General features: G+C 70.4%; 21 protein-coding genes. 17 read left to right on the top strand and 4 right to left on the bottom strand.

Annotated elements, in window-relative coordinates:
* The first annotated feature begins 16 nt into the window (after nucleotides 1–16).
* Genes ACFXMG_RS06110 through ACFXMG_RS06090 form a run of 5 tightly spaced genes read left to right on the top strand, consistent with a single transcriptional unit; the run spans nucleotide 17 to nucleotide 4,166 of the window.
* On the top strand, nucleotides 17–592 hold the full coding sequence (locus tag ACFXMG_RS06110; RefSeq protein WP_383818705.1) for a phosphoribosyltransferase domain-containing protein: 576 nt from the start codon (nucleotides 17–19) through the stop codon (nucleotides 590–592).
* A complete protein-coding gene (locus ACFXMG_RS06105) occupies nucleotides 589–1,746 on the top strand; it encodes a glycosyltransferase family 9 protein (protein WP_200429661.1) in 1,158 nt (385 codons plus the stop codon). The genes ACFXMG_RS06110 and ACFXMG_RS06105 overlap by 4 nt, the downstream gene beginning before the upstream one ends.
* On the top strand, nucleotides 1,743–2,879 hold the full coding sequence (locus ACFXMG_RS06100; RefSeq protein ID WP_383818703.1) for a hypothetical protein: 1,137 nt from the start codon (nucleotides 1,743–1,745) through the stop codon (nucleotides 2,877–2,879). The genes ACFXMG_RS06105 and ACFXMG_RS06100 overlap by 4 nt, the downstream gene beginning before the upstream one ends.
* A complete protein-coding gene (locus ACFXMG_RS06095; protein ID WP_383818701.1) occupies nucleotides 2,864–3,625 on the top strand; it encodes an SDR family NAD(P)-dependent oxidoreductase in 762 nt (253 codons plus the stop codon). Before ACFXMG_RS06100 ends, ACFXMG_RS06095 begins: the two co-directional genes overlap by 16 nt.
* On the top strand, nucleotides 3,618–4,166 hold the full coding sequence (locus ACFXMG_RS06090) for a histidine phosphatase family protein (protein WP_383818699.1): 549 nt from the start codon (nucleotides 3,618–3,620) through the stop codon (nucleotides 4,164–4,166). Before ACFXMG_RS06095 ends, ACFXMG_RS06090 begins: the two co-directional genes overlap by 8 nt.
* 39 nt (nucleotides 4,167–4,205) lie before the next feature.
* Here ACFXMG_RS06090 and ACFXMG_RS06085 read toward each other — a convergent pair whose 3' ends face one another.
* Complete coding sequence (locus tag ACFXMG_RS06085; RefSeq protein ID WP_383818697.1) at nucleotides 4,206–4,865, bottom strand: HAD-IA family hydrolase; 660 nt, start codon at nucleotides 4,863–4,865, stop codon at nucleotides 4,206–4,208.
* A gap of 234 nt (nucleotides 4,866–5,099) precedes the next feature.
* Between ACFXMG_RS06085 and ACFXMG_RS06080 the strand changes: the two genes are divergently transcribed.
* Nucleotides 5,100–6,581, top strand: coding sequence for a DUF2971 domain-containing protein (locus ACFXMG_RS06080; RefSeq protein ID WP_383818696.1), 1,482 nt, complete (start codon nucleotides 5,100–5,102; stop codon nucleotides 6,579–6,581).
* Nucleotides 6,582–7,241: 660 nt separating this feature from the next.
* Here ACFXMG_RS06080 and ACFXMG_RS06075 read toward each other — a convergent pair.
* Nucleotides 7,242–8,564, bottom strand: coding sequence for a hypothetical protein (locus tag ACFXMG_RS06075; protein WP_383818695.1), 1,323 nt, complete (start codon nucleotides 8,562–8,564; stop codon nucleotides 7,242–7,244).
* Between the two features lie 595 nt (nucleotides 8,565–9,159).
* Here ACFXMG_RS06075 and ACFXMG_RS06070 point away from each other — a divergent pair.
* Both ACFXMG_RS06070 and ACFXMG_RS06065 read left to right on the top strand, forming a co-directional pair.
* Entirely contained in the window at nucleotides 9,160–9,465 is a 306-nt protein-coding gene (locus ACFXMG_RS06070) for a hypothetical protein (RefSeq protein ID WP_383818693.1), read from the top strand.
* On the top strand, nucleotides 9,462–10,163 hold the full coding sequence (locus tag ACFXMG_RS06065) for a hypothetical protein (RefSeq protein ID WP_383818691.1): 702 nt from the start codon (nucleotides 9,462–9,464) through the stop codon (nucleotides 10,161–10,163). Before ACFXMG_RS06070 ends, ACFXMG_RS06065 begins: the two co-directional genes overlap by 4 nt.
* Before the next feature lie 268 nt (nucleotides 10,164–10,431).
* On the opposite strand, the gene ACFXMG_RS06060 is transcribed toward ACFXMG_RS06065, so the two are convergent.
* Complete coding sequence (locus ACFXMG_RS06060) at nucleotides 10,432–10,923, bottom strand: DM13 domain-containing protein (RefSeq protein ID WP_383818690.1); 492 nt, start codon at nucleotides 10,921–10,923, stop codon at nucleotides 10,432–10,434.
* 186 nt (nucleotides 10,924–11,109) lie between these two features.
* On the opposite strand from ACFXMG_RS06060, the gene ACFXMG_RS06055 reads away from it, so the two are divergent.
* Complete coding sequence (locus tag ACFXMG_RS06055) at nucleotides 11,110–12,288, top strand: NAD(P)/FAD-dependent oxidoreductase (RefSeq protein WP_383818688.1); 1,179 nt, start codon at nucleotides 11,110–11,112, stop codon at nucleotides 12,286–12,288.
* A gap of 153 nt (nucleotides 12,289–12,441) precedes the next feature.
* Here the strand turns inward: ACFXMG_RS06055 and ACFXMG_RS06050 are convergent, their stop codons facing one another.
* Entirely contained in the window at nucleotides 12,442–13,425 is a 984-nt protein-coding gene (locus ACFXMG_RS06050) for an RICIN domain-containing protein (protein WP_383818686.1), read from the bottom strand.
* A 709-nt stretch (nucleotides 13,426–14,134) separates the two neighbouring features.
* Between ACFXMG_RS06050 and ACFXMG_RS06045 the strand changes: the two genes are divergently transcribed.
* From ACFXMG_RS06045 to ACFXMG_RS06010, 8 genes are all read left to right on the top strand, one after another.
* Nucleotides 14,135–14,710 carry a bacilysin biosynthesis protein BacA gene (locus tag ACFXMG_RS06045; RefSeq protein ID WP_383818684.1) on the top strand — a complete coding sequence of 192 codons (576 nt, stop codon included), beginning with the start codon at nucleotides 14,135–14,137 and terminating at the stop codon, nucleotides 14,708–14,710.
* Nucleotides 14,707–16,080 (top strand): DUF6421 family protein, encoded by a 1,374-nt coding sequence (locus ACFXMG_RS06040; protein ID WP_383818682.1) that lies wholly within the window; start codon nucleotides 14,707–14,709, stop codon nucleotides 16,078–16,080. The genes ACFXMG_RS06045 and ACFXMG_RS06040 overlap by 4 nt, the downstream gene beginning before the upstream one ends.
* Nucleotides 16,081–16,121: 41 nt before the next feature.
* Nucleotides 16,122–17,123 (top strand): DMT family transporter, encoded by a 1,002-nt coding sequence (locus ACFXMG_RS06035; protein ID WP_383818681.1) that lies wholly within the window; start codon nucleotides 16,122–16,124, stop codon nucleotides 17,121–17,123.
* Between the two features lie 17 nt (nucleotides 17,124–17,140).
* Nucleotides 17,141–18,490, top strand: coding sequence for an ATP-grasp domain-containing protein (locus ACFXMG_RS06030; protein WP_383818679.1), 1,350 nt, complete (start codon nucleotides 17,141–17,143; stop codon nucleotides 18,488–18,490).
* Nucleotides 18,487–19,374, top strand: a complete 888-nt coding sequence (locus ACFXMG_RS06025) for a branched-chain amino acid aminotransferase (protein WP_383818677.1) — start codon at nucleotides 18,487–18,489, stop codon at nucleotides 19,372–19,374. The genes ACFXMG_RS06030 and ACFXMG_RS06025 overlap by 4 nt, the downstream gene beginning before the upstream one ends.
* Before the next feature lie 111 nt (nucleotides 19,375–19,485).
* Nucleotides 19,486–20,574, top strand: a complete 1,089-nt coding sequence (locus ACFXMG_RS06020; RefSeq protein ID WP_383818676.1) for a hypothetical protein — start codon at nucleotides 19,486–19,488, stop codon at nucleotides 20,572–20,574.
* 2 nt (nucleotides 20,575–20,576) lie between these two features.
* Nucleotides 20,577–21,977, top strand: coding sequence for a cytochrome P450 (locus ACFXMG_RS06015; protein WP_383818675.1), 1,401 nt, complete (start codon nucleotides 20,577–20,579; stop codon nucleotides 21,975–21,977).
* Nucleotides 21,974–23,065 carry a polyprenyl synthetase family protein gene (locus ACFXMG_RS06010; RefSeq protein WP_383818674.1) on the top strand — a complete coding sequence of 364 codons (1,092 nt, stop codon included), beginning with the start codon at nucleotides 21,974–21,976 and terminating at the stop codon, nucleotides 23,063–23,065. Before ACFXMG_RS06015 ends, ACFXMG_RS06010 begins: the two co-directional genes overlap by 4 nt.
* The last annotated feature ends 25 nt before the right edge of the window (nucleotides 23,066–23,090 follow it).

The raw sequence follows: 23,090 nt of genomic DNA, 5'->3' as shown, positions 1-23,090 counted from the left end.
CGACAGGAGCTTCGCCATGCCCGAAACCATCGCCGTGCCGTCCTTCTCCGCCCGGATCGTCGAACGCCTCAGCGTCGGGGCCACAAGCCGCCGCGAGCGCGTCATCCACTCCCTGGACGGCCTGGAGGACCCGGTCCACCCCGACACCCTCGCCCACACCGGAGCCGACCTCTGGCATCTGCTCCAGAAGCAGGTGCCGGACGGACTCGATTCCGTGGACTTCCTCCTCGGCCTGGACGCCGGCGGCATCCTGCCGACCGTCTCCCTCGCCGGTGCCGCCCACCTCCCGTACAAGATCGCCTGGAAGCTGCACCTCCCGCTCGACGGCGCGGTCCGCTTCAGCGAGCCCCACGCGATGCGCACCGACGTCTTCGCCTACGGCATCGCCCCCGGCCAGCGGATCGTCATCGTGGACGACGAGATCACCACCGGCCGGACCCTGGCCGACCTCACCCGCCGCCTCCACGAGGCCGGCGCCGTTCCGCTGGCGGCAGTCTGCCTGGTGGAGGACACCACTCGCGGAGCCCGCGACCTGCTCACCGACCTCGGTCTGCCGCTCGTCTCCCTCACCACGATCGAGGGCGCGGCGTGACAGCGGTCGCCCCGGCGGGGGTCCGGTTCCACCACGGCTCCCTGGTCATCCCCGCCGGGGCCGTGCACACCACCCCGCTCGGGTACGACCGCGACAGCGTTCCCATCGGCGCACCGCTCCCGCTGGCCGCCTCCGCCGAGCTCGTCCACCGCCTGAGCGGGTGCGGCGAGGTCGTGGTGGCCTTCGAGGGGAAGCTCGGCGACACCCTCCTCGCGCTTTCGGGAGTCCGCGCGGTCCTCGACTGGCTGCGGCTGCGGTCGGTTCGCGTGGCCGTCCGGGCGGTGGGTCCGTACGCGGGGCTGATCGCCCGCACCGGGCTGATCACCAAGCCCCAGCCCACCCCGCCCAGCGGCTGGCGGGCCGTGATCGGCGACCGCGCGGGAATCGAGGCGCACGGCTCGGAGGCGGTGGTGAGCCTGGTGCTCGACCCGGCGGCCCCGCCGTGCTGGTCGAGCGACGGCCGCGCCCACCCGGACCTGCCCACCCGCCACTACCTGGCCCTGGAGCGCCGCCTCGGCATCCGCCTGCCCGACACGGCCCCCTTCGCTCCCACCCTCGCGACCGGTCCGAACAACCTCGTGGAGGAACTGCGCTCGGTGGGCTGGCTGGGCGGCCTGACCGTCGCCGCCATCACCGCCACCAGCTGGCCGGAGCGCAAGGACTACACCGCCCAGCGCTACATCGAACTCGTCGAGCACATCGCGGAGGCCCAGCAGGCCCAGGCCCGGCTGCTGCTCATCGGCGGCAACCCGGGCGACGGCCTCCGCATCGCCGCAAAAGCTCCCCGTCGCCACGTACAGGCCCTCCGCATCGACGGCATGCCGGCCGACGGCCTCGCCGACCTCTTCCCGCACTGCCACCTCATCGTCGGCAACGACACCGGCCTCACCCACCTCGCCGCGATGGCCCGCCGCCGGGACGGAAGCTCCCCGCCCGTCATCGGCCTGTACTCCCGCCACAGCCACAGCAAATGGCGCACCGGCCTGCCGCACCACCACGCCGTCGCCACCGCCCTGTCCGACCGCATGCACCAGGGCGACCTCTGTCCCGTCCGCGACGCCATCGCCCCGGACACGAACATCCACATGGACGCCTTCCCGCCCGCCGCGCTGGCCCAGGTCGGCCTCGAACTACTCAACGGGGTGAGACCATGACCTTCCAGCCTCTCCTCCGGCTGGGTCCGGTACGGCGCTTCACCCGCAACCTGCTCCGCCCCGTCGACCTCCTCGGCCGCCCGCTGCTCCTGAAGTACACCCGCGACCCGGCCGAGGCCCGCGAGGAGATCCGCGGCCACGCCCGCCTGTCCCGGCACTACCGCGTCCCTGCCCTCCACGCCCACCTGCGCGTGCCGGGCGGGCACCTGCTCACGTACGAACGCCTCCCCGGCGGCACCGACCAGGGACTCCTGCTCGACCTCCTCAACGCGGACGAACCGAGCAGTGATCTCCGCAGCTACATGGACCAGCTCACGGCGGCGTACCGCGAGGTCATTCTCACGACAGCATGGCCGGCCGAGCCGACGCACGTCGTCCGTAAGCTGTACTGGGACCGCGCGGCGCCCGGCGGCCGCCTTGACACGTACTACGCCGGTAGGGACTTCCTGTTCGCCGGCGGCCTCATCGACGTCCCGGTCTCCCGCCTCGACACCTACGCCCTGAACATCAACGGCCGCCGGCACCACCTGGACTGGGCCGCGACCCTCCGCTGGCTCCGCGCCCACTTCGCCTCCGCGGAGCCGGTCTGGGCGGCCCTCACCCAGGGCGACCCCACCGACGTCAACCTCGCCCACCCGCTCGCGTGGTTTGACTACGACACCGCCGGGATGAACAGCGTCCCCGGGGAGTTCGCCAACTTCCTCTGGTACGCCTCCGCCCTCGGCGGCTGGCTCGTGCCCACGTACAACCCGACCGCCTTCGCCGACCACCCCGCCACCTTCGCCCACGTCCCGGCCAACACCCCCGAGCTCCGACGAGCGGACATCGACCACACCACCAGCACCATCCACATCGACTACACCCCGCACCTCTCGGCTCCCCGGCAAGCCGCGGTGACCGCGTACTGGACCCAGCTCGTACGGCCGGTCGCGGACCGCCTCTGGCCAGGGTCGGACCTGGCCAACCTGCTCCGCCCCTACCTGGCCATGCGCATCCTCGGCGTCTACAACCTGGCCGACCTGGCCCCCGAGGACCGGCTCGTCCTGCTCGCCCGGCTCGCCGAGGCGATGAGCCCCACGTTCGACCCCACCACCTACTTCTGCCCGCTGGAGTCGCCATGCCCGGCCCCCTGAACGGCCGCACCGCCCTCATCACCGGAGCCACCGGCGGCCTCGGCTCGGCCATCGCCCGCCGCCTCGCCGCCGACGGCGCCACCGTCGCCCTCGCCCACTTCAGCGACGACCAGGCCGCGACCCAGCTTGCCACCCACATCACCGACAGCGGCGGCACCGCAATCTCCCTGGCAGCCGACCTCCGCGACACCGAGGCCGTACAGACGCTCTGCCACCAGGCCGGCGACGCACTCGGCCCGATCGACATCCTGGTCAGCAACGCCGGCGCCTATCCCCGCCGACCGTGGCCGGAGACCACGCCGGCCCACTGGAACGAGGCCCTGGCCACCAACCTGACCAGCCACTACCTCCTCGCACATGAGCTGACCCCCGCCATGAAGGCCGCCGGCTGGGGCCGGATCATCACCATCGGATCCGTCCTGGCCACGGCGGGCCGCCACGACCTCTCCGGCTACATCAGCGCCAAGGCGGGCCTCGAAGGACTCACCCGTGCCCTCGCCCGCGAACTCGGCCCCGCCGGCATCACCGCGAACTGCGTCGCCCCCGGTTCCATCCGCGTACCCGCCGAGGACACCGTCGTCGACGACCCGGAGGCGATGACCGTCCGCCAGCTCGCCCGCCAGTGCGTCCAGCGCCGAGGCCGCCCGAACGACGTCGCCGCCGCCGTCGCCTTCCTCGCTACCGACGACGCCGGCTTCATCACCGGCCAGACCCTGCGCGTCGACGGAGGCTGGATCCTTGGCTGACATCTGGCTCATGCGCCACGGCGCCTACGAAGGCCACCGCCCCGGCTACCACGCCCCGCACGAGGCCACCCTCACTCAGGAGGGCCGCGACCAGGTACGCCGCTCCCTACCCCTCCCCGAGGGCATCACCGCGATCGTCACCAGCCCCATCCCCCGCGCCCGCCAGACCGCCACCCTCGTCTCGCACCTCACGGGCCTGCCCATCGTGGCCACCTCCGGCCTCCTGGCCGAATGGCGTGCCCCGAGCATCGTCCTCGGCCGCACCGCCGAGACCTACCCGCCGGCCTACCGCGCCTGGCGAGCCCGTCGCCTCGCCAACCCCTCCCTACGCTGCGAAGACGGAGAAAGCCTCACCGACCTCCACACCCGCGCCCGCCACTGCGCCGCCTTCCTCCACCACACCGCCGGCCGCCACGGCCCCCTCCTGGCCGTCTCCCACACCCTCCTTCTGGGCGTCCTCACCCACCTCCCAGAGGGCCCCACTGCCTTCGTGACCGCCGCGAGAACCCCCTGGCAGTTCGCCGCGTACCGCCCGCTCTGATCCGCGAGCCGGAGTCCCGGCTCAAGCCCTCAGCTGGGCTCACGAGGCGAGGACCGCGGTGACGCCGAAGTGAGCTTCCAACTCGGCCACAGCCGTGTCCTCGCCGGTCACGTGGACGGTCGTGATGCCCAGCTCGGCCGCCGGTGGCAGGTTCGCCTCGTGATCGTCCACGAACACGCACCGCTCGGCAGGCAGCCCGATCCTCTCCAGTGCGAGCCGGTAGATCGCTGGGTCCGGCTTCGCCAGTCCCTCCAGCTCGGACACGACGTGCACGTCGAAGAGGTCCCAGATGCCCACGTGCTCGTACGGGTTGAACGGATCGAGCCCGAAGCTGTTGGACAGCAGCGCGAGCCGGTGGCCGGCGGCCCGCGCGGCCCGGGCGAGCGCGATCATCCGACGCGCCGGAGGAACGTCGACCCAGGCCCGCCCCATCAGGTTCACGGGGTCCAGGTGCTCACCCAGCAGCGCGGCCGTGCCCTCGTTCCACTCGGCCTGCCCGATCTCCCCGATCTCCAGCGCCGCGTACAGCCGCCGGCCCTCGGGGTGATCGTTGAGCGTCGCCCGCCAGGCCCCGGGCTCCAACCCCTCCGACACGCACCAGGCCCGGTGGACCTCGATGGGGCTGGCGGTTAGCACCCCGGCGAAATCCAGGATCAACCCCAGCCGTCCGTCCCCGTCAGCCCCGCTCCCGCACACCATCCGGCGTTCGCCCCTTCCGAAATCGGACTTGTACGGGACGCTAGCGCGCCTCGCCGGGCCAAAGCACAGGTGGCGGAGTCGGCCAGGAGGAGCGCTCCGCTGCTGGGCTCGATGGTGTTGAGTACCCCATGACGATTCTCGTCAGATAGACGATAATGACGCTATGCTGTGACTCCGACTGCAAATCCGGCAGGTGGCCCGATCGGATCGCAGACAGAAGGAGCAGGAGCGACCATGAGCGATGACATGTCTGCAGCAGAGGCATTCGAGCTCGTCGGCGAGTACGAGATGTCGCAGGCACCGCGGATCGTCACCAACCAGCTGTTCCACTACACCAAGGCGGATACGGCCGCCGTCATCCTGCGCAACCACACCCTTCGCCTCGCGCCGTACAGCGAGACCAACGACCTATGGGAGACGAAGCCGCAGCACCCCCACCTCATCGGCCCGATGCCAGATGACGTCGATGTCTCGTTCGCGCTCTGGAACGAGATCGATCGACAGCTGCGGATGCACACAAAGATCGGCTGCCTCACACAAGACGTCGTCTTGGATGACGACAACATCACCAACCGCGACGCACTTCGAGGGTGGGCTCACTTGTCCCTATGGGCCCACTACGGAGAGATGTACGCCGGCGCATGCCTCCGGTTCGATCGGGAAAAGCTCGTTGAGTCCTTCCTTAAGCACCGAAGGGCCGCTTCTTCTGCGTTCCACGGAGCAGTTCGGTACTTGAGCGGACAGAACGGACCTTCGGTCACTGAGGGAATCAGCTTCGAGCAGGTCGAGGAATTCGGAGCAGACGCTGTAGCGCTGTCCTACGCCACCACGAACAAGGACACGCTCTACTTCCGCAAACACATCGACTGGGCGAGCGAGTCCGAGTACCGGCTCATCTTGCTCAACCAGTCGACCGAATACGCCCTGGTCGACATCCGCGAGGCCGTCACCGGCGTCATCCTGGGCACCGAGTTTCCGCGCGAGCGCCTTCAAGACATCGAAGAAGCCCTTGAGCTTTACCCCGGCGCCGTGTTGGAGCAGTTGGTGTATCACGGCCGCAGGCTTTACTGCGAACCATTCGCAGGCCTCCCTGAGCACTCCTACCAGCCCCCCGTTCATGAGTGGTCTGCCCGTCGAGAGGGCTCCCTCGAAGAGCGTCTGCTCGCGCTGGAGAGCGTAGAAGGTAAGGCGAAGGTGGACCGTCGACAGGCGGCCTCACTCGTCTCGGACATCCTGCCTCTGCTTGCAGAAGGAGCTTCCGAGATCGAGCTGGAACTAGGGAAGTGGTCTCAGATTGAAGCGAGGATCCTTCCCAACGACATCTCCGCCATTCCTGCCGGCCAACGCGCGCGGAAGCCCGGCGTGCCCGGGGAAACCGTGCACTACCAGCACGGATTCCAGTGGGTCGTGGACCACCGCTCGCGCACAACGCACACCTTGACCGCGGCGGCGGCCCTACAGGTGTTGGAGGGTAAGCGCCTGCGCCTCCACGCAGTCGTGAACGTGGAACATATGAATGATGGGGGCCCGAGACTTGAAGAGCTCTGGCGGGAAACCCGAGAGGCTGAGTTGCTAGATGCCACTGTCGCCACCTCAGGCCTACTCTCAGAACTGGCGGGAGCAGCCCGAGAGAATTTGGCATCGTTCGACCGCCTCCGGGCCTCCGCCGAGGCCAAGCCGGTCGGCACTCCGGATGATTCAGTTGATATCGAGTAGATTGCGTAGCCGCCCTCCGAAGGAAAGGGCTGCGGACTGGCCCAGCCCATCAGATGCATCCACGGCCTCGGAAATGACTGGCGGCTACCACGTATGAGATCCATGCGAGGCGCGCCAAAGCGTGCCGTGCGGCACTGCCGAAGGATGAAGAGTCCGGAGCTGGCTTCCAAGACATCCTGCCCCGGAGCAGGCGAGGGTGGCGTCAACGAGAATCCCGATACCGGGTGCTCCGCAGCGGTCTCGGCTCAGGGGTGGGCCCACGTGGGGCCCACCCCATCATTGGCAGACTGGGCCGTTAGCTCTTCTGGCCGTTGATGTTGCCGGCGGCCTCTTCGCAAGTAGCCTTCCGCGCCCAGCTCTGCTCACATCACTGCAGAGGCGTCGAGGACTTGCGAGGCGTCATCACATCGATTGTGGACTGCGCCGCTTCAGCAGCAGCTCCTTCATCGGGTGCGTGCAGGTACGCACGGCTTGCTAGTCCGGGGCCGCAACCGTTCTACCTGCAAGTCCTCCCAAATCACCGCCTTCCGTGCGTTCGGGTTCCGTCGCGATGCCCTGCTCGCCACCGTGTCACTGCTTGCCCAACGCAGCGACCGAGGCCCAGAATGAGCGCCGCTGAGAAGCTTCCAAGGAACTCTGGTAGTGCGCTTGCCCACAGGCTCACCGCAGCTGTGGACACGCAGCAGCCGTCGCGCGCTCCTGCCACCGCCGTCCGAGGCGCTTGCACTTCCGTCTCACTCGCTCGCCGAACGCCACCGGATCATCCACTCCTGTCGCCTCAGCAGCCTGGGACCACGTCACACGGTTCGTGGCGTACGCCTCCGCCACAACCCTCTCCTCTGGGTTGAGCGCCCGCAGCACCGACGACAGCCGGCCGTCCTCTACCAGCCCTAGAACTTCGTCCTCTGGGAGGCGGCGGTCAGTGACAAAGTCTCCGAGCGTCAGCCCATCCCCCACCGGATCCTGCAGCAGTCGCAGTCGGTGACCCCAGGCCTTCCGCTCCCAGATCGGCTGCAGGTGCACGTGTTCGACGCGAGCATGGCGCCCCAACAGGGCCATCACCTCGGCGTCCTCGCTCAGGCGAGCCCCGAGCGTTTCGACCCAGTCACCTAGGAGCGCCATCTCCACGGCCTCACGCCACATGTCAGCCCTGCCGATCCCCAGCCAGGACCTGGCGAACTCGTCCACTGTCTCGGTGTCTCCCTCAATGGCGGCGTTCCGCGCCACGAGCGCAGCGACGACGGCCTCCCGCGCAACCGTCACATCAGGGCACTTGCGTTGAGCGGCCAACGCCTTGAGCACCGCGGCGATGAAGTTCACGGGTGAGTGCCGAGCATCCTCGCCCTCCTCATCGATGTTCCTGGCCTGGCTGAGCGCCAGTACCACGTTGCCGTAGAACTTCGCCGGATCAGGCTCCTCTACGTCCACAGTGGAATCGTCCATCTCCCGCGCCCGCCAATGATGCGCCATCTGGTAGGTCTCGCTGATGAACCGTGCTCGCGCTGCCGACCCCTCCTCCAGCACGGGCAACTCCTGAATCGCTGCGGCCATCGACCGGATCCGTTCGACGACCGCCGAGGCGGTCGGAAGCAAGGCCGTCGAGCGTACGCGGAGACCCGCGAACCGGATCTCACGGCAGGAACCAAGCGCGTTTTCTTTCGGCGGTGAGGGCTTTCGGTCTCGGCGACATGAGCCACGGCCGTCCCGCGGGCAGTCGGAGCACAGGTAGCGGAGGTAGGCGTTTCTTGTCAGCAGCTGTTCCTGGGCGTGTGCGATGAGCCGGATCACCTTGAGAGCGATCGCTTCCGCCCCCCGCTCGCCGGAGGTCATCTCGAAGGGCTCGATCGGTCGGGTGGACCGAGCTAGGAGCCTCGCGTTGCCCAAGAGGCCGAACACCCACTCCGACAGCTCGGCTTCCAGTCCATCGAGCGTCGAGGCGTCACAGAGCCCGTCGTCGAGGTCCGCGTAGTAGAGGAGGGCCATACGTGCTCCTAGTGGTTAGCGATGACGTTGTCACCTACAGGCCCGGGACAAGCTCATAGCGGCAAACATTTCCCTCGATCAGATAGTGGCTTGCGTCACACAGGGCGGGCACTCTCTCGCACCGTAAGGACTCTCGAACACGCCCCCGTACTTGCGCGCGCTCCGGCGTCGGAACCCCTACCTTCACCGAGTCGCGTGCGACACAGCTGGCGAACCACGCCCGAACTCCGGAAGTTCGAGCGCGGAACCTGCGAGTGCCGCCAAAGACGCAGGTCACACCCCCTGCCCCTCAGAGCACACCAAGCGCCTTGAAAAAGCCGAGAGCCGAGGAAGGGCAGCGCCACTGGCTGAGCAAAACCACCCCATTGACGCCCGTCTCCTCCGAGCGGACGAGCCAGCCGCTCGCCAGACTCTCCACCGCCCGCATGGCTGCTCAGGTATCCACCCGACCCATTCGCCCAGCCATGTGGCCCGGGGTACGCCACAGCCCCCGGGACAAAGAGGCTCCCTCGAAGCTCCAAGGACTCTCAGTGACGAGTAGTTACTGTAGGGAGTCGGCAGATCGTCTTAAATCACGTCCTACCGGAGGTTGACCTTGCTTCGCCTCAGCGCACTCGCCATCGCCACAGCCCTCTTCGTCGGCGCTACCCCCGCACAAGCCATGGACGGGCCGGAGGAGTTGACCGTGATGTCGAACGAGCAGTACGAGGAGATGCTCAGCAGCCAGGGGAGGCCCACCGCGGCGCGTGTGGCGACGCCTCGTACCGACAGAGCCGAAGGCGCCCTGACGGCCCCGGGCTGGGCCACCGTGGAGTTCAACAGCAAGGACCGGTGGGGCCACGCCGTACCGACCCGCATCGGAAGCAACGAACTGGCCTGGAAGCACTTCTCCCAGGCATGACCGGGGAGCTGTCACCGGAGTGGGACGACGAGGGACTGGCGGACCTGCACCGCATCCTGGTGTGGCAGCTGCTCCGCTTCACGTCATCGCCGCTCTCGGACACCACCGGCGCCCGGCTCGTCCGCGGTGTCCTGATGCCGCCGGAACATCGAGGCATCACTCGTGTCGTGCTCTGGGACGGCCACCGGCTGGAGGGCTCCTTGGCATACGACGTGCCTCTGGTCCACCCGCAGGGCAACAACATCTCCTGGCCCCACCTCGTCGCAGCCTTCCGACAGGTTCTCGTCCGTCCTCCCGTGCCCGACAGCACCGACCCCGCGGGCGTCCCGCTCGCCGATGCCCGCCGGCACATGCTCGACGCCCTCGACCACGTCACGTTCGAGCTCGGGGACGCCCTCCACGCCGCGGTCTCCATGCTTCAAGCCCCAGAGGTCCCGGAGGAGGGCAGCCGTCTACGACTGGACGGCTTCCTGCTACGGGATGACACCACCGCTCGCCTGTACGTCACCCCGCCAGGCGCCACCGATCGTCTCGGACTCGACGTCTCCCTCCATGACGACAACGGGCACGTGCGCGCCGGCAACACCGCTCTCATGGCCGCACTGCCCTCACTCGTCCCCGACGAACTCGACAGCAACCGCACCTCCTCTCGGGACGCTTACGCCCCCGCCGGCATCTACGACTTGACCCACTGGTGAGGCAACCGCAAGACCGCCCGGCCGTCCCGAAAACGCCCGAAGTTTTCGGGACCGGTCAGCTGCTGGGTACGTTCACGCAGGTCAGCGCCACCCCACCCCCCCATCCACCAAGTGCCTTCTAAGCACTTGGCCGCAGGTTCGAGTCCTGCCGGGGGCGCACAGCGAGGCCCCTCCTTCGGGAGGGGTCTTTTTGCTGGGCGGGGGCGATGAACGGGGGGCGAGCTCGGCGCCCGAGACGCCTGCGCCGGTGGCGACGAGGGTGGAGGCGTCACGGTCGCTGGAGGTGGGCTGCGCCGAAGGAGACGTTGAAGCGGTCGCACCAGATGCTGACGCTGGTGTACGTGGACCAGTTCAGTTCGGTCGGCAGGGGGTAGTTCTGGTCGCCCTTGTTGCCCTTCAGTTTGGCGAGGTTGAGGTACTTCCCGTCGTCGAAGACACGCCAGCCGGCGACGCCTTCCTTGACCGGTGCGTCGCTCAGCCACGCTCGCAGGTCGGGCCCATTGCTGGTGTCGAGTCCTTCGAGGCGGAGCGTGTGGCTGCCGTCCGCTAAGCGGACGATCCTCGCGGTGCCGGTCGTCGCGTGCTCGTGGCTGGTGAAGGTGCCCTGTGCGACCGTGGGCAGAAGCGTCGCTCCCGCGGAGGGCAGTTCCTCGGTCACCGTTTCGTCCAGCCACAGAGCCCAGGGCTTGAACCAGACAAGCCCGGCGGCTAGCACCGTCACGGCCAGGAAGAGCCCGCCGGCCCACCACGGCTTTCTCACGCCATGCCCCACGACGCACCTCCCAAGCAGCTCGGCACCGCTCCGGGGACCAGCCCCTCCACGGCCAGGATCGGGTGATCGACCTGCGGCGCGAATGTCGGTTCTTCGCGCGCCGCCCCGACCCGCTGTCACAGCCGCGGGCGGTCCGGTGTCTTGGGACCGGACAACCGGAGACGAGGAGGCAGCATGAACGACAACCCGCACGTGGTCGTGATCGGCGGGGGGTACGCGGGCGTGATGGCGGCGAACCGGCTCAGGAGCCGCACCGACGTGGACGTGACGCTCGTCAATCCCCGCCCGTCTTTCGTCCACCGGGTCCGCCTGCACCAGTTGGTGGGCGGATCCGACGACGCGACCGCCGCCTACGCGGACGTTCTGGCCGACGGCGTACGACTTCTGATCGGCACCGCGACCAGGATCGATGTGCCCGGCCGCGAGGTCGCCCTGGCCGGCGGCGGCACGCTCGCGTACGACCACCTCGTCTACGCCGTGGGCAGCGGCAGTGCCGACCCGACCGTGCCGGGAGCGGCCGAGTTCGCCCATCCGATCGCCACCCTGGAGGAGGCCGAGCGGCTGCGCCCGATCCTTGACGCCGCACCCGCCACGGCACCGGTGACGGTGGTCGGCGCCGGGCCGACGGGGATCGAGACCGCCGCCGAACTGGCGGAGACCGGCCGGGCGGTGACCTTGGTCTGCGGCGGCGTACTCGGGCCGTACCTCCACACCCGGGCTCGCCGCTCGGTGGCCGGACGGCTGGCGGAGCTCGGCGTGGCGGTCGTCGACGGCGCCGGTACGCGGGTGGCGGAGGTGACCCGGGACACCGTACGGCTCGCGGACGGCCGGGAGCTGCCGAGCCGGGTGACGATCTGGACCGCCGGCTTCGGCGTCCCGGACCTCGCGGCCCGGAGCGGGCTGAGCACCGACGCCCTGGGCCGGCTGCGTACGGACGAGACGCTCACCAGCGTCGACGACGAACGCGTCGTCGCGGCCGGGGACTCGGCGGCGCCGTCCGGCCTGCCGCTGCGGATGAGCTGCCAGTCGGCGATGCCGCAGGGCGTGCGGGCCGCGGACACCGTGCTCAGCCACCTCGCGGGCGAACGGCCGGACACCCTCCACCAGGGGTTCTACGCCCAGTGCGTCAGCCTCGGGCGCGGCGCCGGCCTGTTCCAGCTCGCCGACCGCTCGGACACGGCGACGGGCTTCCACGTCGGCGGCCGGATGGGCGCCAGGTTCAAGGAGATCGCCTGCAAGAGCATCCACGACCAGCTGGCCGGCGAGGCACGCAAGCCCGGCTCGTACCGACTGCACCGGATGCCGGGCGGCGCGGCGGCCCGCCGACGGCTGCTCCTGATGGCCGATTCCTAGGAGGAGACGCTCGGCTTCGGGGGGGCAGTTCTGCTGGCTAGCCGCCTCGGTCGGCGGCTGGGGCAGGGCGGGTGGTGTCATGCCCCAGCCGCCCTGCCCCAGCCCGGAGTCCTGGATCGGACTGTCCTGCTCGGACTGCCTGTCGGTGGGGGGTCAGGCCGCGGCGGGTTCCCAGACGGGGAGCCACACGTCGTTCCTGGCGCCGCCGGCCTTGCACTCGTACTGGACGAGGGCGTTGCCGACCCGGGCGCCGCCCTGGACGTTGAGGCACTTGTCGCTGGACTTGACGACGATCTGGTAGCCGATGTCGGTCGGTACGAACTTCCACAGCTGGCGGTTCAGACCCGCCGTGCAGGGCCACTGCGCGACACGGGTGTTGTCGGCGGTGCCGCCGCCGACAACGTCGGCGCACAGCCCGCTGTTGACGGATACGAGCTGGTAGTAGCCGTCGCTGACGGGCCGGGCTTCCCACTGCTGGGATGCGCTGCCGTTCCATGCGGCGAGCTCGGCCGACGCGTCCTGGTCCTTCGACGCGTTCTTGATGGCGGCGACGTCGTTGGGGTACGAGGCGAGCCGCAGGGTCAGACGGCGTTCGTTGCCGGTCCAGTTCGACTTGAAGATCGGCGTGTCCCACTTGAGGTAGGTGGAGGTGTTGGTGGCGTCCTTCCACAGCGTGGCGTCGACGCGGTTGCTCGTGGTGTCCGCGGCGCGGTTCTCCAGGACGTAGCCGGTACCGACGTTCTTGATCTGCTTGGTCGCCGGGTCGAACGTCCACTTCAGGTTGGTCGCCGTGGTGTTGGCGGAGTCGTGCCAGGCGGTGAGCTTGACGGAGTTGGCGGTCTCGCCCGGGGCGTGTTCCAGGATGTAGCCGGTGGCGACGTTCTTGATGTGCTGGGTATCCGGGTCGTAGGTCCACTTGAGGTTGCTGGAGTCGTTGGTCGAGTCCTTCCACAGGGTGACGTTCACCCGGTTCCCGGAGGATCCGGGTGCGATCTCCAGGACGTAGCCGGTGGCGACGTTCTTGATCGAGCCGGCGGGGCCGGGTACCGAGTGCGCCGGAGTCTGCGCCAGCGCGATCACCACGAGGGCGGTGGTCATGAGGGCGGTGGCGCGGCCTGACCGCTTGTTCGAACGCATCGGGGTGCGTCTCCTTCGTCAGCTGGACTGTGGGGTGCCGCAGGGGACTTGGCCGCCTGCGGGCGGCCTTCCGGTCAGGCATGTGGACGGGCCCGACCCGGCCGAAATGATCTTTGGGTAGCGGCCCGAAGTCGGTCACGGGACGAAACGATCAAGCAATCAGTCCGTGTCAACGGGATTGGTCCGATCGGCGGCAACCTTGAGCAGGTTCGAGTCCCGACGGGGGCGCACGACGGAAGACCCTCCTTCGGGAGGGTCTTCTGCGTTCCCGGGGGCGGGTGGCGACGACCGCCGGACAGGGTGGGGGCGGAAACTGCGCAAGGGGGAATTCAGACAGTTCTGGTTTGGGTATTCCGTGGGGGGAAGTGGGGGTGCGGAGTTCGTCAAGTCCTGCAATGGCGTAAGCGCATGAATGTCTTGAAGTCACGTCACATTGGGTTAGTTCGTCAGGTTGGTCGGCGGGGTGACCGGCAGGGGGTCTGACGTGCCAACTCTGTTGTTGTGCGGGGCAGTTGTGGGTGGCATTGGGTAGTGGGGCGTCTTGTATGGGGTGAAGTTCCTAATGGGGGTGTATTGGCTGGTGATCTCGGTATCCGAGATCGGGTTTTTGGGGTCTTGATCATCCTTGGGAAGCGTGGTTGCCTGCACACGGCATCCGGGAGAGACGTGATCCGGTCGTTTATTTTCTGTTTGTTACGGGGAGTCCATGGTGAACGCTGAGAATGGGTCGGATCGCATCCGGCATCTGCATACGCTCGGGCCGCACGGCACCAATCTGGAGGCCGCTTCGCACGAGTGGCTGCGGCGGAGTGGGGTGCGGGGGACGGTGGAGTTGCACTCGTCCATCGAGTCGGCGCTGGATGCCGTACCGGAGGACGGGCAGCACGCGCTGGTGGCGTGCGCGGTGTATCCGGCGCTGCACACGCTGGTGTTCAGCAATCTGCACCGGCTGCACATGGTCGACAGCTTCGTCATGCCCACGCACAACATGGTGCTCGCCAGCACGGGGGCCGCGCGGCCCGCTACGGTCGCCTCGCATCCGGCGCCGACGAGGCTCGTGCCCGCCGGTACGGAGATCCGGGAGGTGCTGAGCAACTCGCAGGCGGCCATCGACTGCGCCGAGGGGCGCGTCGAGGGGTGCATCACCACCATCGTCGCCGCTGAGAAGCACGGGCTGCGGGTGGTGCGGGACTTCGGCGCCGTGCCCATGGTGTTCACCGTCCACCAGGTGCTGGGGGCCGACATCGACAGCGAGCGGCTGGTCCCGGCGGGAGCCGCGCTGTGACCGCCGCCTCCCCTGTTGCCTCCGCCCCTGCCGCCTCCGCCCCTGTTGCTACTGCCCCTGTTCCCGCCGGGCTGCTCGCCGATGCCGACGAGCTCGCCGGGTCCCTCATACCTAAGGTCGACCGCTTCCGGGAGCGGCAGGCGGACGACGGGACCGTTCCCGGCGCGACCGAGGCGGACCGCGTCCTGCTCGGTCTGATCCGGGACGAGGCGTGTGCCTGGTACGGGCGCCGCGGGTGGGACGAGCAGGCGGCCGCGCTGGCGGCCGACGTCGACGGGTGGCTCGCGGCCGGTCTGGACACGCGGCCGCACTTCGCCCGCTCGCGGGACGCCCTGCGGGTGCCCGAGGACGGCGCGGCCGTCTTCTTCCTCGCACCGCTCCAGAGCACCAACAGCGCGCCGCCCGTCGGCAAGCGGCTGGACTGCTTCTTCGCCCTGCGCAAGGAGCCCGCCGCGCTGCCGGAACTCGCCGTGCACCATCCGCACCCCAAGAACAACTGCCAGTCGCTCGTCCTGATCACCGGCAGCGCGGGGTTCCGGCAGGGCAACTGCCTGGTGTTCTTCCCGGAGAACGTGGCCGCTCACGACAAGATCACCGAGCAGCCCTACGCCATGTTCTTCTACAACAAGATGCGGAAGATCCACGAGACGTACGCGCTCTCCGGAGCGCAGGCCGTCCTGACGCCGGAGTCCCTCCCCCGGGCGTCCACGGGCCTGGACGCCGACGTCTGCTTCGAGGCCCGCGCCATCTGGGGCTACCTGCACGACTCGATGCACTACCAGGGGCTCTGGCCGTTCGACGAGCACATCTCGCTGAAGATGAACTGGTTCGTCGGGCTGCTGGAGGAGATCAAGGTCGACGCCAAGACCGTGCTGGCCTGCGCGGACAGCGACGTCGTCCCCTTCGCCGCCGAGCAGATCGACATGATCCTGCTGGAGCGCGTCTTCCGCTACCCGCAGGCCGACGACGCCACCCGCAACTTCGACTCGGGCACCGGGGTCTTCCTCTACTCCTGGCTGCGCGAGCACGGTGCGCTGGCCGGCTCCCCCGCCGACGGCGCCCTGCTCCTCTTCGACCGGGCCAAGGCCCTCGGCGCGCTGCGCGACTTCGTCACCACGGTCGAGAAGCTGGAGGCCGAGGTCACGACCGACGACGAGTACCGCACCGCCGCCAGGGAACTCGTACGCCGGTATCTGCCTGCCCCCGAGGCCGCGCCCGAGGCCGCACCCCAGCCCACTGGCACGGCCACCCCCGCCCCCCGTACCGCGCGGCAGCGGTACTCCTTCACCGAGGACCAGCGGGTGCTGCTGCGGGCCAAGCAGGGGCTGGACCGGATGCCGGCGTTGGAGTTCGAGCGCGCGGAATGGTGACGGACACACCCCCACGGGCCCGGCGGGGCGGGCGCCTCGCCGTGCCCATCCTCTCGGCGCTGATGGTCGTGCTGCTGGCGGCCGGGTGGGTGCTCGCCGGCCACCTGGTCGACGGCGCCCCGCCGCTGCTGGTGGCGGCGGGGCGGACGGCGGCCAGTTTCGCGGCCATCACCGTCGTCGCCCTGCTGCACCCGCGGCTGCGGTCCGAGGCCCGGGCCGCGACCGCGCGCGGCGGGAGCGTCGTACTGCTGGCCTTCCTCGGCTTCTTCGCGTACTACTCCGGAACCCTGCTCGGGACCGGTTTCATCGGGGCCTCCCGGGTCGGTCTGATCGTCTCCCTGCTGCCCTGCCTCACCTTCGTCATCGGCGCCGTCGCGTTCCGCGAGCCCTCCTCGCGGCGCAAGGTCCTGGGCACGGTGCTGGCCGTGGTCGCGGCCCTCGGCTACGCGCTGGCCGACGCCTCGGCCGGCGGTGGCGCGAGCTCGGGGGCCGGCGGAGGCGCCCTGGTCAGCGGGGGTCTGCTGGCGCTCGGCGGCACCTTCACGTACGCGGTCTACGGCTACGTCTACCGGCGGCGCATGGCGGATCTGGCGCCCGTCGCGTCCCTGCCCGCGATCACCGGGGCGGGGACCCTGATGCTCGGGCTGACGGTCGCCCTGTTCGTCCCGCTCGGCGGCGTCACCCTCGCCGACTGGGGCGGCATCGCGGCCCTCGGCGTCGTCCTCACCGCCCCGGTCTTCCTCATCTCCCACGAACTCATCCTGCGCAAGGGCCCGCTGTACACCTCCGCCCTGGCGCTCGTCGTGCCGTTCCTCGTGCGGCTCGGCGAATGGGCCCTGGGCCGGGAGGACGCGCCGGGACCCCTCGTACTGCTGCTGCTGACGCTGTGCGCGGGTGGGGTGTGGCTGACCATCGGCGGGGCGAAGGCTGGTACCGGGACGAAGGCCCGTACCGGGGCCGAGACCAGGTCCACGGAGGCCGAGGCGCACTCCGACGAAGAGGAAGGAGCCGGGGCTCACTCCCGGCGAGGAACGACATCGTGACGGCAAAGGACCTTGTGATGACGACGGACAGTCCCCACCCCACCCTCGTGCTGGTCTACCAGCGCATCTCGCTCCCCTGGGTCTTCGAGAGCGCGGAGCGGGCCGGGATCGACCTCGTCCTCGTTCCCCGTCCCGACGAGGAGGTGGACGAGGACCGGCTGCCGCCCGCCGTGGTGGAGGTCCTGCGGCTGGACATCGAGGCCGACCGGGCCGGCGCGCTGGACGCCCTGCGGCGCCGGTACGAGGAGAGCGCCTTCCAGGGCCTCGCCACCCTCTACGACCCCGCCGTGCCGTTCGTCGCCGAGGCCGCCGAGCTGCTGGGGCTGCCCGGCATCGGGCGGGACGTGGCGCTCGGCGCGCAGGACAAGCGCGTCATGCGGGAGCGGCTGGCCGCGGCGGGCCTCAACGTGCCCGGCTTCGTCCGGCTGGACGAACCGGCCGACTGGGAGAAGGCGGCGCGGCTGGCCTTCCCCGTCGTGGTGAAGCCGGCGCACGGCTTCTCCAGCCTCGGCGTCACGAAGGCGGACTCCCCGGAGACCCTGAAGAGCGTCGTGGACGAGGTGTGGCGGACCAGCGCGAGCAAGCTCGGGCGGGTGGAGGGGCTGGTGGTCGAGGAGTACCTGGACGGCCCCGAGTTCGCCGTCGAGTCCCTCGCCCAGGGCGGTGACGTACGGATCCTCACCATCGGCTACAAGGGCGACCCCCAGGGCCCGCACTTCGAGGAGGGCGTCTACCGCGCGCCGGCCACCCTGCCCGAGGCGGTCCAGGACGACATCCGGCGTGAAGTGACCGCCGCGCACCAGGCCCTCGGCATCACGGACGGGCCCACCCACACGGAACTGCGGCTGCGCGGCGGCGTGACGCCCTACCTGCTGGAGATGGGGGCCCGGATCGGGGGTTCGGGGGTGTCCCACTACATCGTCTCCGGGGTGACCGGGATCGACTTCGCGGCGGAGGCTCTGCGGATCGCCGCGGGGGTTGCGGACGGGGTTCCGGCCGGGGCCCCGTCCGGGGTCGCCGCCATCTCCCCTGCCTCCGGCCCGCAGCCCGAGCCGGTCGGCGCCGCGGCCAACTACATCGTCCCCTGCGGCGGGTACGGACGGATCGTCTCGATCTCCGGCCTGGACGAACTGCGCCGCGACCCCAGGGTCGACCACGTCGTGCAGATGCTCTTCCCCGGGGACGTCGTACGGCCCTACCCCGACTTCACCGGCTACCCGGCGTTCGTGCTGTCCCGGCACGCGAACACCGCCGAGACCGAGGAGTTCCACCGGTTCCTGGAGGGGTCCATCCACATCGAGTACGCCGACTACACCGACCAGAGCCAGAACCACGACAACGACAACGACAACGAGGGGCAGGCATGACCACCACCGCGTTCGACGACCGTGACGGCGTGATCTGGCTGGACGGGGCGTTCGTGCCGTGGCGCGACGCGAGCCTGCACGTCCTGTCCCACGGGCTGCACTACGGCGGCGGGATCTTCGAGGGCATCCGCGTGTACGGCGGCCGGGCCTTCAAGCCCGCCGAGCACTTCGAGCGGCTCCACGCCTCGGCACGGGAGCTGAACTTCCGCGTCCCGTTCGGCGCCGCCGAGCTGGACGCGGCCATGCGGGAGATCATCCGGCACGAGGACATCGTCGACGGCTACGTCAGGCCCGTGGCCTGGCGGGGCAGCGAGCAGATCAGCGTGTCCGGGGCGGGGACGTCCGTCCACGTCGCGATCGCCGCGTGGGAGTGGCCGCACGTCTTCTCCGGCGACGCGCGCAGCCGCGGCATCCGGCTGCGTACGTCCCGCTGGCGGCGTCCGTCCCCCGACACCGCGCCGGTACGGGCGAAGGCGGCGTCGCTGTACAACATCTGCACCCTCGCCCGCGACGAGGCGGAGGAGGCCGGCTACGACGACGCCCTGCTGCTCGACTTCCGCGGCCACCTGGCGGAGGCCACCGGCGCCAACCTCTTCCTGGTGATCGACGGGGCCCTGCACACGCCGACGCCGGACACCTTCCTCGACGGCATCACGCGGCAGACGGTCCTGTCCCTCGCCGCGGACCTGGGGATCGCCGTCCACGAGCGGCACATCCAGCCCGAGGAACTGCACCGCGCCGAGGAGGTCTTCCTCACGGGTACGGCGTACGAGGTGCAGCCGGTGCGTGCCGTCGACGACCGTTCCTACGAGGTCGGCGGCGTCACGTCGAAGCTCTCCGAGGCGTACACCGCACTGACGCGTGCCGCCGTCACGGTGCCGTAGCCGCCCGGCGCACCGCCCTCGCTCCCCCTCGACCTCACCACGATTCCTGGGAGAACCTCTGTGATACGCGACGTCGCACCGCTCCCCTTCTCGACCGGAACCGTCTGACCGATGCCGATCGACGTGGACTTCCACCTGCCCTTCCCCGCCGTCGAGGTACGGCCCGAGGCGCACGAGCGGGCCCGGCGGCGCGGCGTGGCCTGGGCCACCGCGCAGGGCCTGATCCCGCCGACCGAGGCGGCCACCGGGTACTTCCTGGCCATGCGCCTCGCCGACGTCGCCGCGGGCTTCGCCCCCGAGGCCGACGGGGCCGATCTGGACGTGATGACCGACCTCATCACCTGGACCGCCGTCTGCGACGACTTCTTCGACGGACCGGCCGGGGACGACCCGGAGTTCGCCGCCGCCGCGGTCACCGCGCTCACCACGGACACCGGTCCGATGACCACTCCCCCCGCCGGTGTCGAAGCCCTCGCCCGCGCCACCGCCGACCTGTGGGCCCGGATGCGGGAGCCCATGTCCCCGGCGTGGCGGGCGCGCGCCGGCCACAACTGGGGCCGCTTCCTGCGGTCCTTCCTCGCCGAGGCCGACGCCCGCCGCGCCGGGACCGTGCCTGGCCTGGCCGGCTACCTGGCCCTGCGCCGGGAGACGATGGCGATGTACGTCTACCTCGACGCGGTCGAGCGCGCGGGCCGCTACGAGGTGCCCGGACGGGTCCTGGCCGACCCGGCCGTGCGGGAGCTCGCCGAGCTCCAGATCGACATCATCGCGCACTGCAACGACGTCCACTCGATCGAGCACGAGGAGGCCCGTGGGGACACCCACAACCTCGTCCTCGTCCTGGCGCACGGGACGCGCCGCCCGCGCGCCGAGGTGATCGAGGAGATCCGGCACCGCGTGGACGGCCTCGTCACCCGCTTCCTGCACACCGCCGCTACGGTCCCCGCGCTGTGCGACCGGCTGTCCTGCGACCCGACCGAGCGGGCCGCGACCGTACGCCATCTGACCGCCCTCACACGCCAGTTACGGGTGACCTACGACTGGTCCCTCGCCACCAGGCGCTACGCCGAGCCGAGCGCGTCGGGCAGGCGGCCCGACTACCTGAGGTCGATAGACACCGTGCGCGGCGACTCCGTACACAGCACCCGCATACCCAGCGACACCCTCCTGTTGGCGGACCCGATCGGACAGGCACGATGACCATGCCCCCTGCTCTGCCCCAGGCCGGTACCGCCCGCACCGCTCGTACCGCCCGCACCGCCCGTCCCTCCCGTCCCGCCCGTCCCCTGCCCGGCGCCCTCCCGCTGGTCGGACACGCGCCGTGGCTCGCGCTGCGGCCGCTGGACTTCGTGGAGAAGCTGCGCGACCACGGCGGGGTGGTCCGCTTCATGGTCGGCCCTCGGCCCGCCTACATGGTGAGCACCGGGGAGCTGATGAAGGAACTGCTCATCACCCACCAGAGCAAGTTCGAGAAGGGCGGGCCGCTCTTCGAGCAGGCGACGAAGCTCCTCGGGAACGGACTCGCCGCCTCCAACGGAGAGTTCCACCTTAGGCAGCGCCGCCTCTCCCAGCCGGCCTTCCACCACGCCCGGATGGGCCTGTACGCGCGTGCCGCGCTCGACGCCGCCGACGCGGTCTCCACGACCTGGCGCGACGGCCAGGTGCTGGAGCTCGGCCCGGCGCTCAACGACATGACCATGGACGTGCTGTCCAGGACCCTGTTCTCCTCGCTCACCGCCGGCGCCGCCGCCGAGATCCGGCGCTGTCTGCCCGCGCTGGTGGCGGGCGTGGGGCGGCGGGCGTTCCTCCCGGTCGAGTTCGTCCACAAGCTCCCACTGCCGGTCAACCGGCGCGAGGCGGAGGCGCTGCGGAGCCTGTACGAGGTGGTCGACGCCATCATCGCCGACTACCGGTCCGGCGATCTCGACCAGGGCGACCTGCTGTCGATGCTCATGCTGGCGCGGGACGAGGAGACCGGCGAGGGCATGACCACCGAGCAGATCCACGACGAGATCCGCTCGATGATGGTGGCGGGCACCGAGACCTCGGCCACCCTCCTCCTGTGGGCCTTCCAGGTCCTCGCCGCCCGGCCGGACGTCGAACGCCGGGTGCACGCCGAGCTCCAGGAGGTGCTGGAGGGCCGTCCGGTGGGTTACGAGGACCTGCCCCGGCTGCCGTACCTCGGACGGGTGGTGCAGGAGCTGCTGCGGATGTTCCCGACCGGCTGGATCCTCACCCGGCGCGCCACCTGCGAGGTCGACCTCGGCGGCTGGCGGATCCCCGAGGGCGCGGACGTGTTCTTCAGCCCGTACGCCCTCCACCGCGACCCCACGGTCTTCGCCGACCCGCACCGGTTCGACCCGGACCGCTGGCTCCCCGAGCGGGCGGCGGCCGTCCCGCGCCACGCCTATCTGCCGTTCGGCGCCGGGGTGCGCAAGTGCATCGGCGAGTCCCTCGCCTACGCCGAGATCACGCTGATCCTCGCCTCCCTCATGGGCCGCTGGCGGATGCGGTCCGTCACGGGCCGCCCGCCCCGCCCGGTGGCCGGCTCGACCCTGCGCCCCCGGGAGTCCCGCATGCGCGTGGAAGCGCGGCGCCCATGACCGGCGGCGGCACGAGCACCCGTGAGAGCGAACGGCAGGGCGACTGGCCGGGCGGCGGGACCCTGACGGACACCGCCCCCGGGGCGGAGCTGCGGGCGCTGATGGAGGAGGTGGAGGACGGGCTGAGGACCTTCCTCGCGCGCGAATCGTTCCGCTGGGCGCGGGAGGACGGCCGCGGGTCCGAGCCCGCCCTCGCGGTGTCCGAGCTGGTCGGGGCGGGCGGCAAGCGGCTGCGGCCGCGCTTCCTCCTCTCCGGCTACCTCGCGGCCGGGGGCAGTCCCGCGCACGCCCCCGTCCGGGCGGCGATGGCGCTGGAGCTGCTGCACGTCTCGGCGCTCATCCACGACGACGTGATGGACGACGCGGACCGCCGCCGCGCCCGGCCCACGGTGCACGCGCGGCACGCCGGACTCCACCGGGACCGGGGGTGGTTCGGCGAGTCCCGGCGGTACGGGGAGTCGGTGGCGGTCCTCGCCGGGGACCTCGCGTGGGCGTACGCCGACCACCTGATGGCCGGCGCGTCCCGGGCCGTCGGAGAGGAGTGGTTCGCGCTCAAGGGCGAGCTGATCGCGGGCCAGGCCATGGACGTGACGGCCGCGGCGGAGCTGACCCCGGACGCCGGACTCGCCCGGCACATCGCCGTGCTGAAGTCGGGCCGGTACACCGTCCAGCGCCCCCTGACGCTGGGGGCGCTGCTGGCCGGCCGCACCGATCTCACCCCGGTCTTCGAGGCGTACGGGGAGGCGCTGGGCGAGGCGTTCCAGCTGCGGGACGACCTGATCGACGCGTTCGGCGACGGGACGGTGAGCGGCAAGCCGGTCCGGCAGGACTTCGGGCGCGGCAAGACGACGCTGCTGCTCGCCCTGGCGACGCGGTCCGACGCGCGGGTCCGGGAGCTGGTCGAGCGGGGCGAGGTGGAGCTGCTGCACGAGCGCCTGTCCGGCGGCGCCGTGCACGCGCGCGTGGAGGCCCGGATCGACCACCTCGTGGAACGCGCCCGCGCCGCCCTCACGGGCGCCGACCTCCCGCCCGAGTGGCGCCGGGAACTCACCGCCGTGGCCTCACTGGTCGCGTACCGGGAGAACTGAGCGGGCCCCCGCGCCCCCGAACTCC

This window comes from Streptomyces sp. NPDC059201, from assembly GCF_042754585.1.
Taxonomy (GTDB): Bacteria; Actinomycetota; Actinomycetes; order Streptomycetales; family Streptomycetaceae; genus Streptomyces.
The sequence above is the reverse complement of the archived record's forward strand: the minus strand, read 5'-3'. Positions and strand labels throughout refer to the sequence as shown.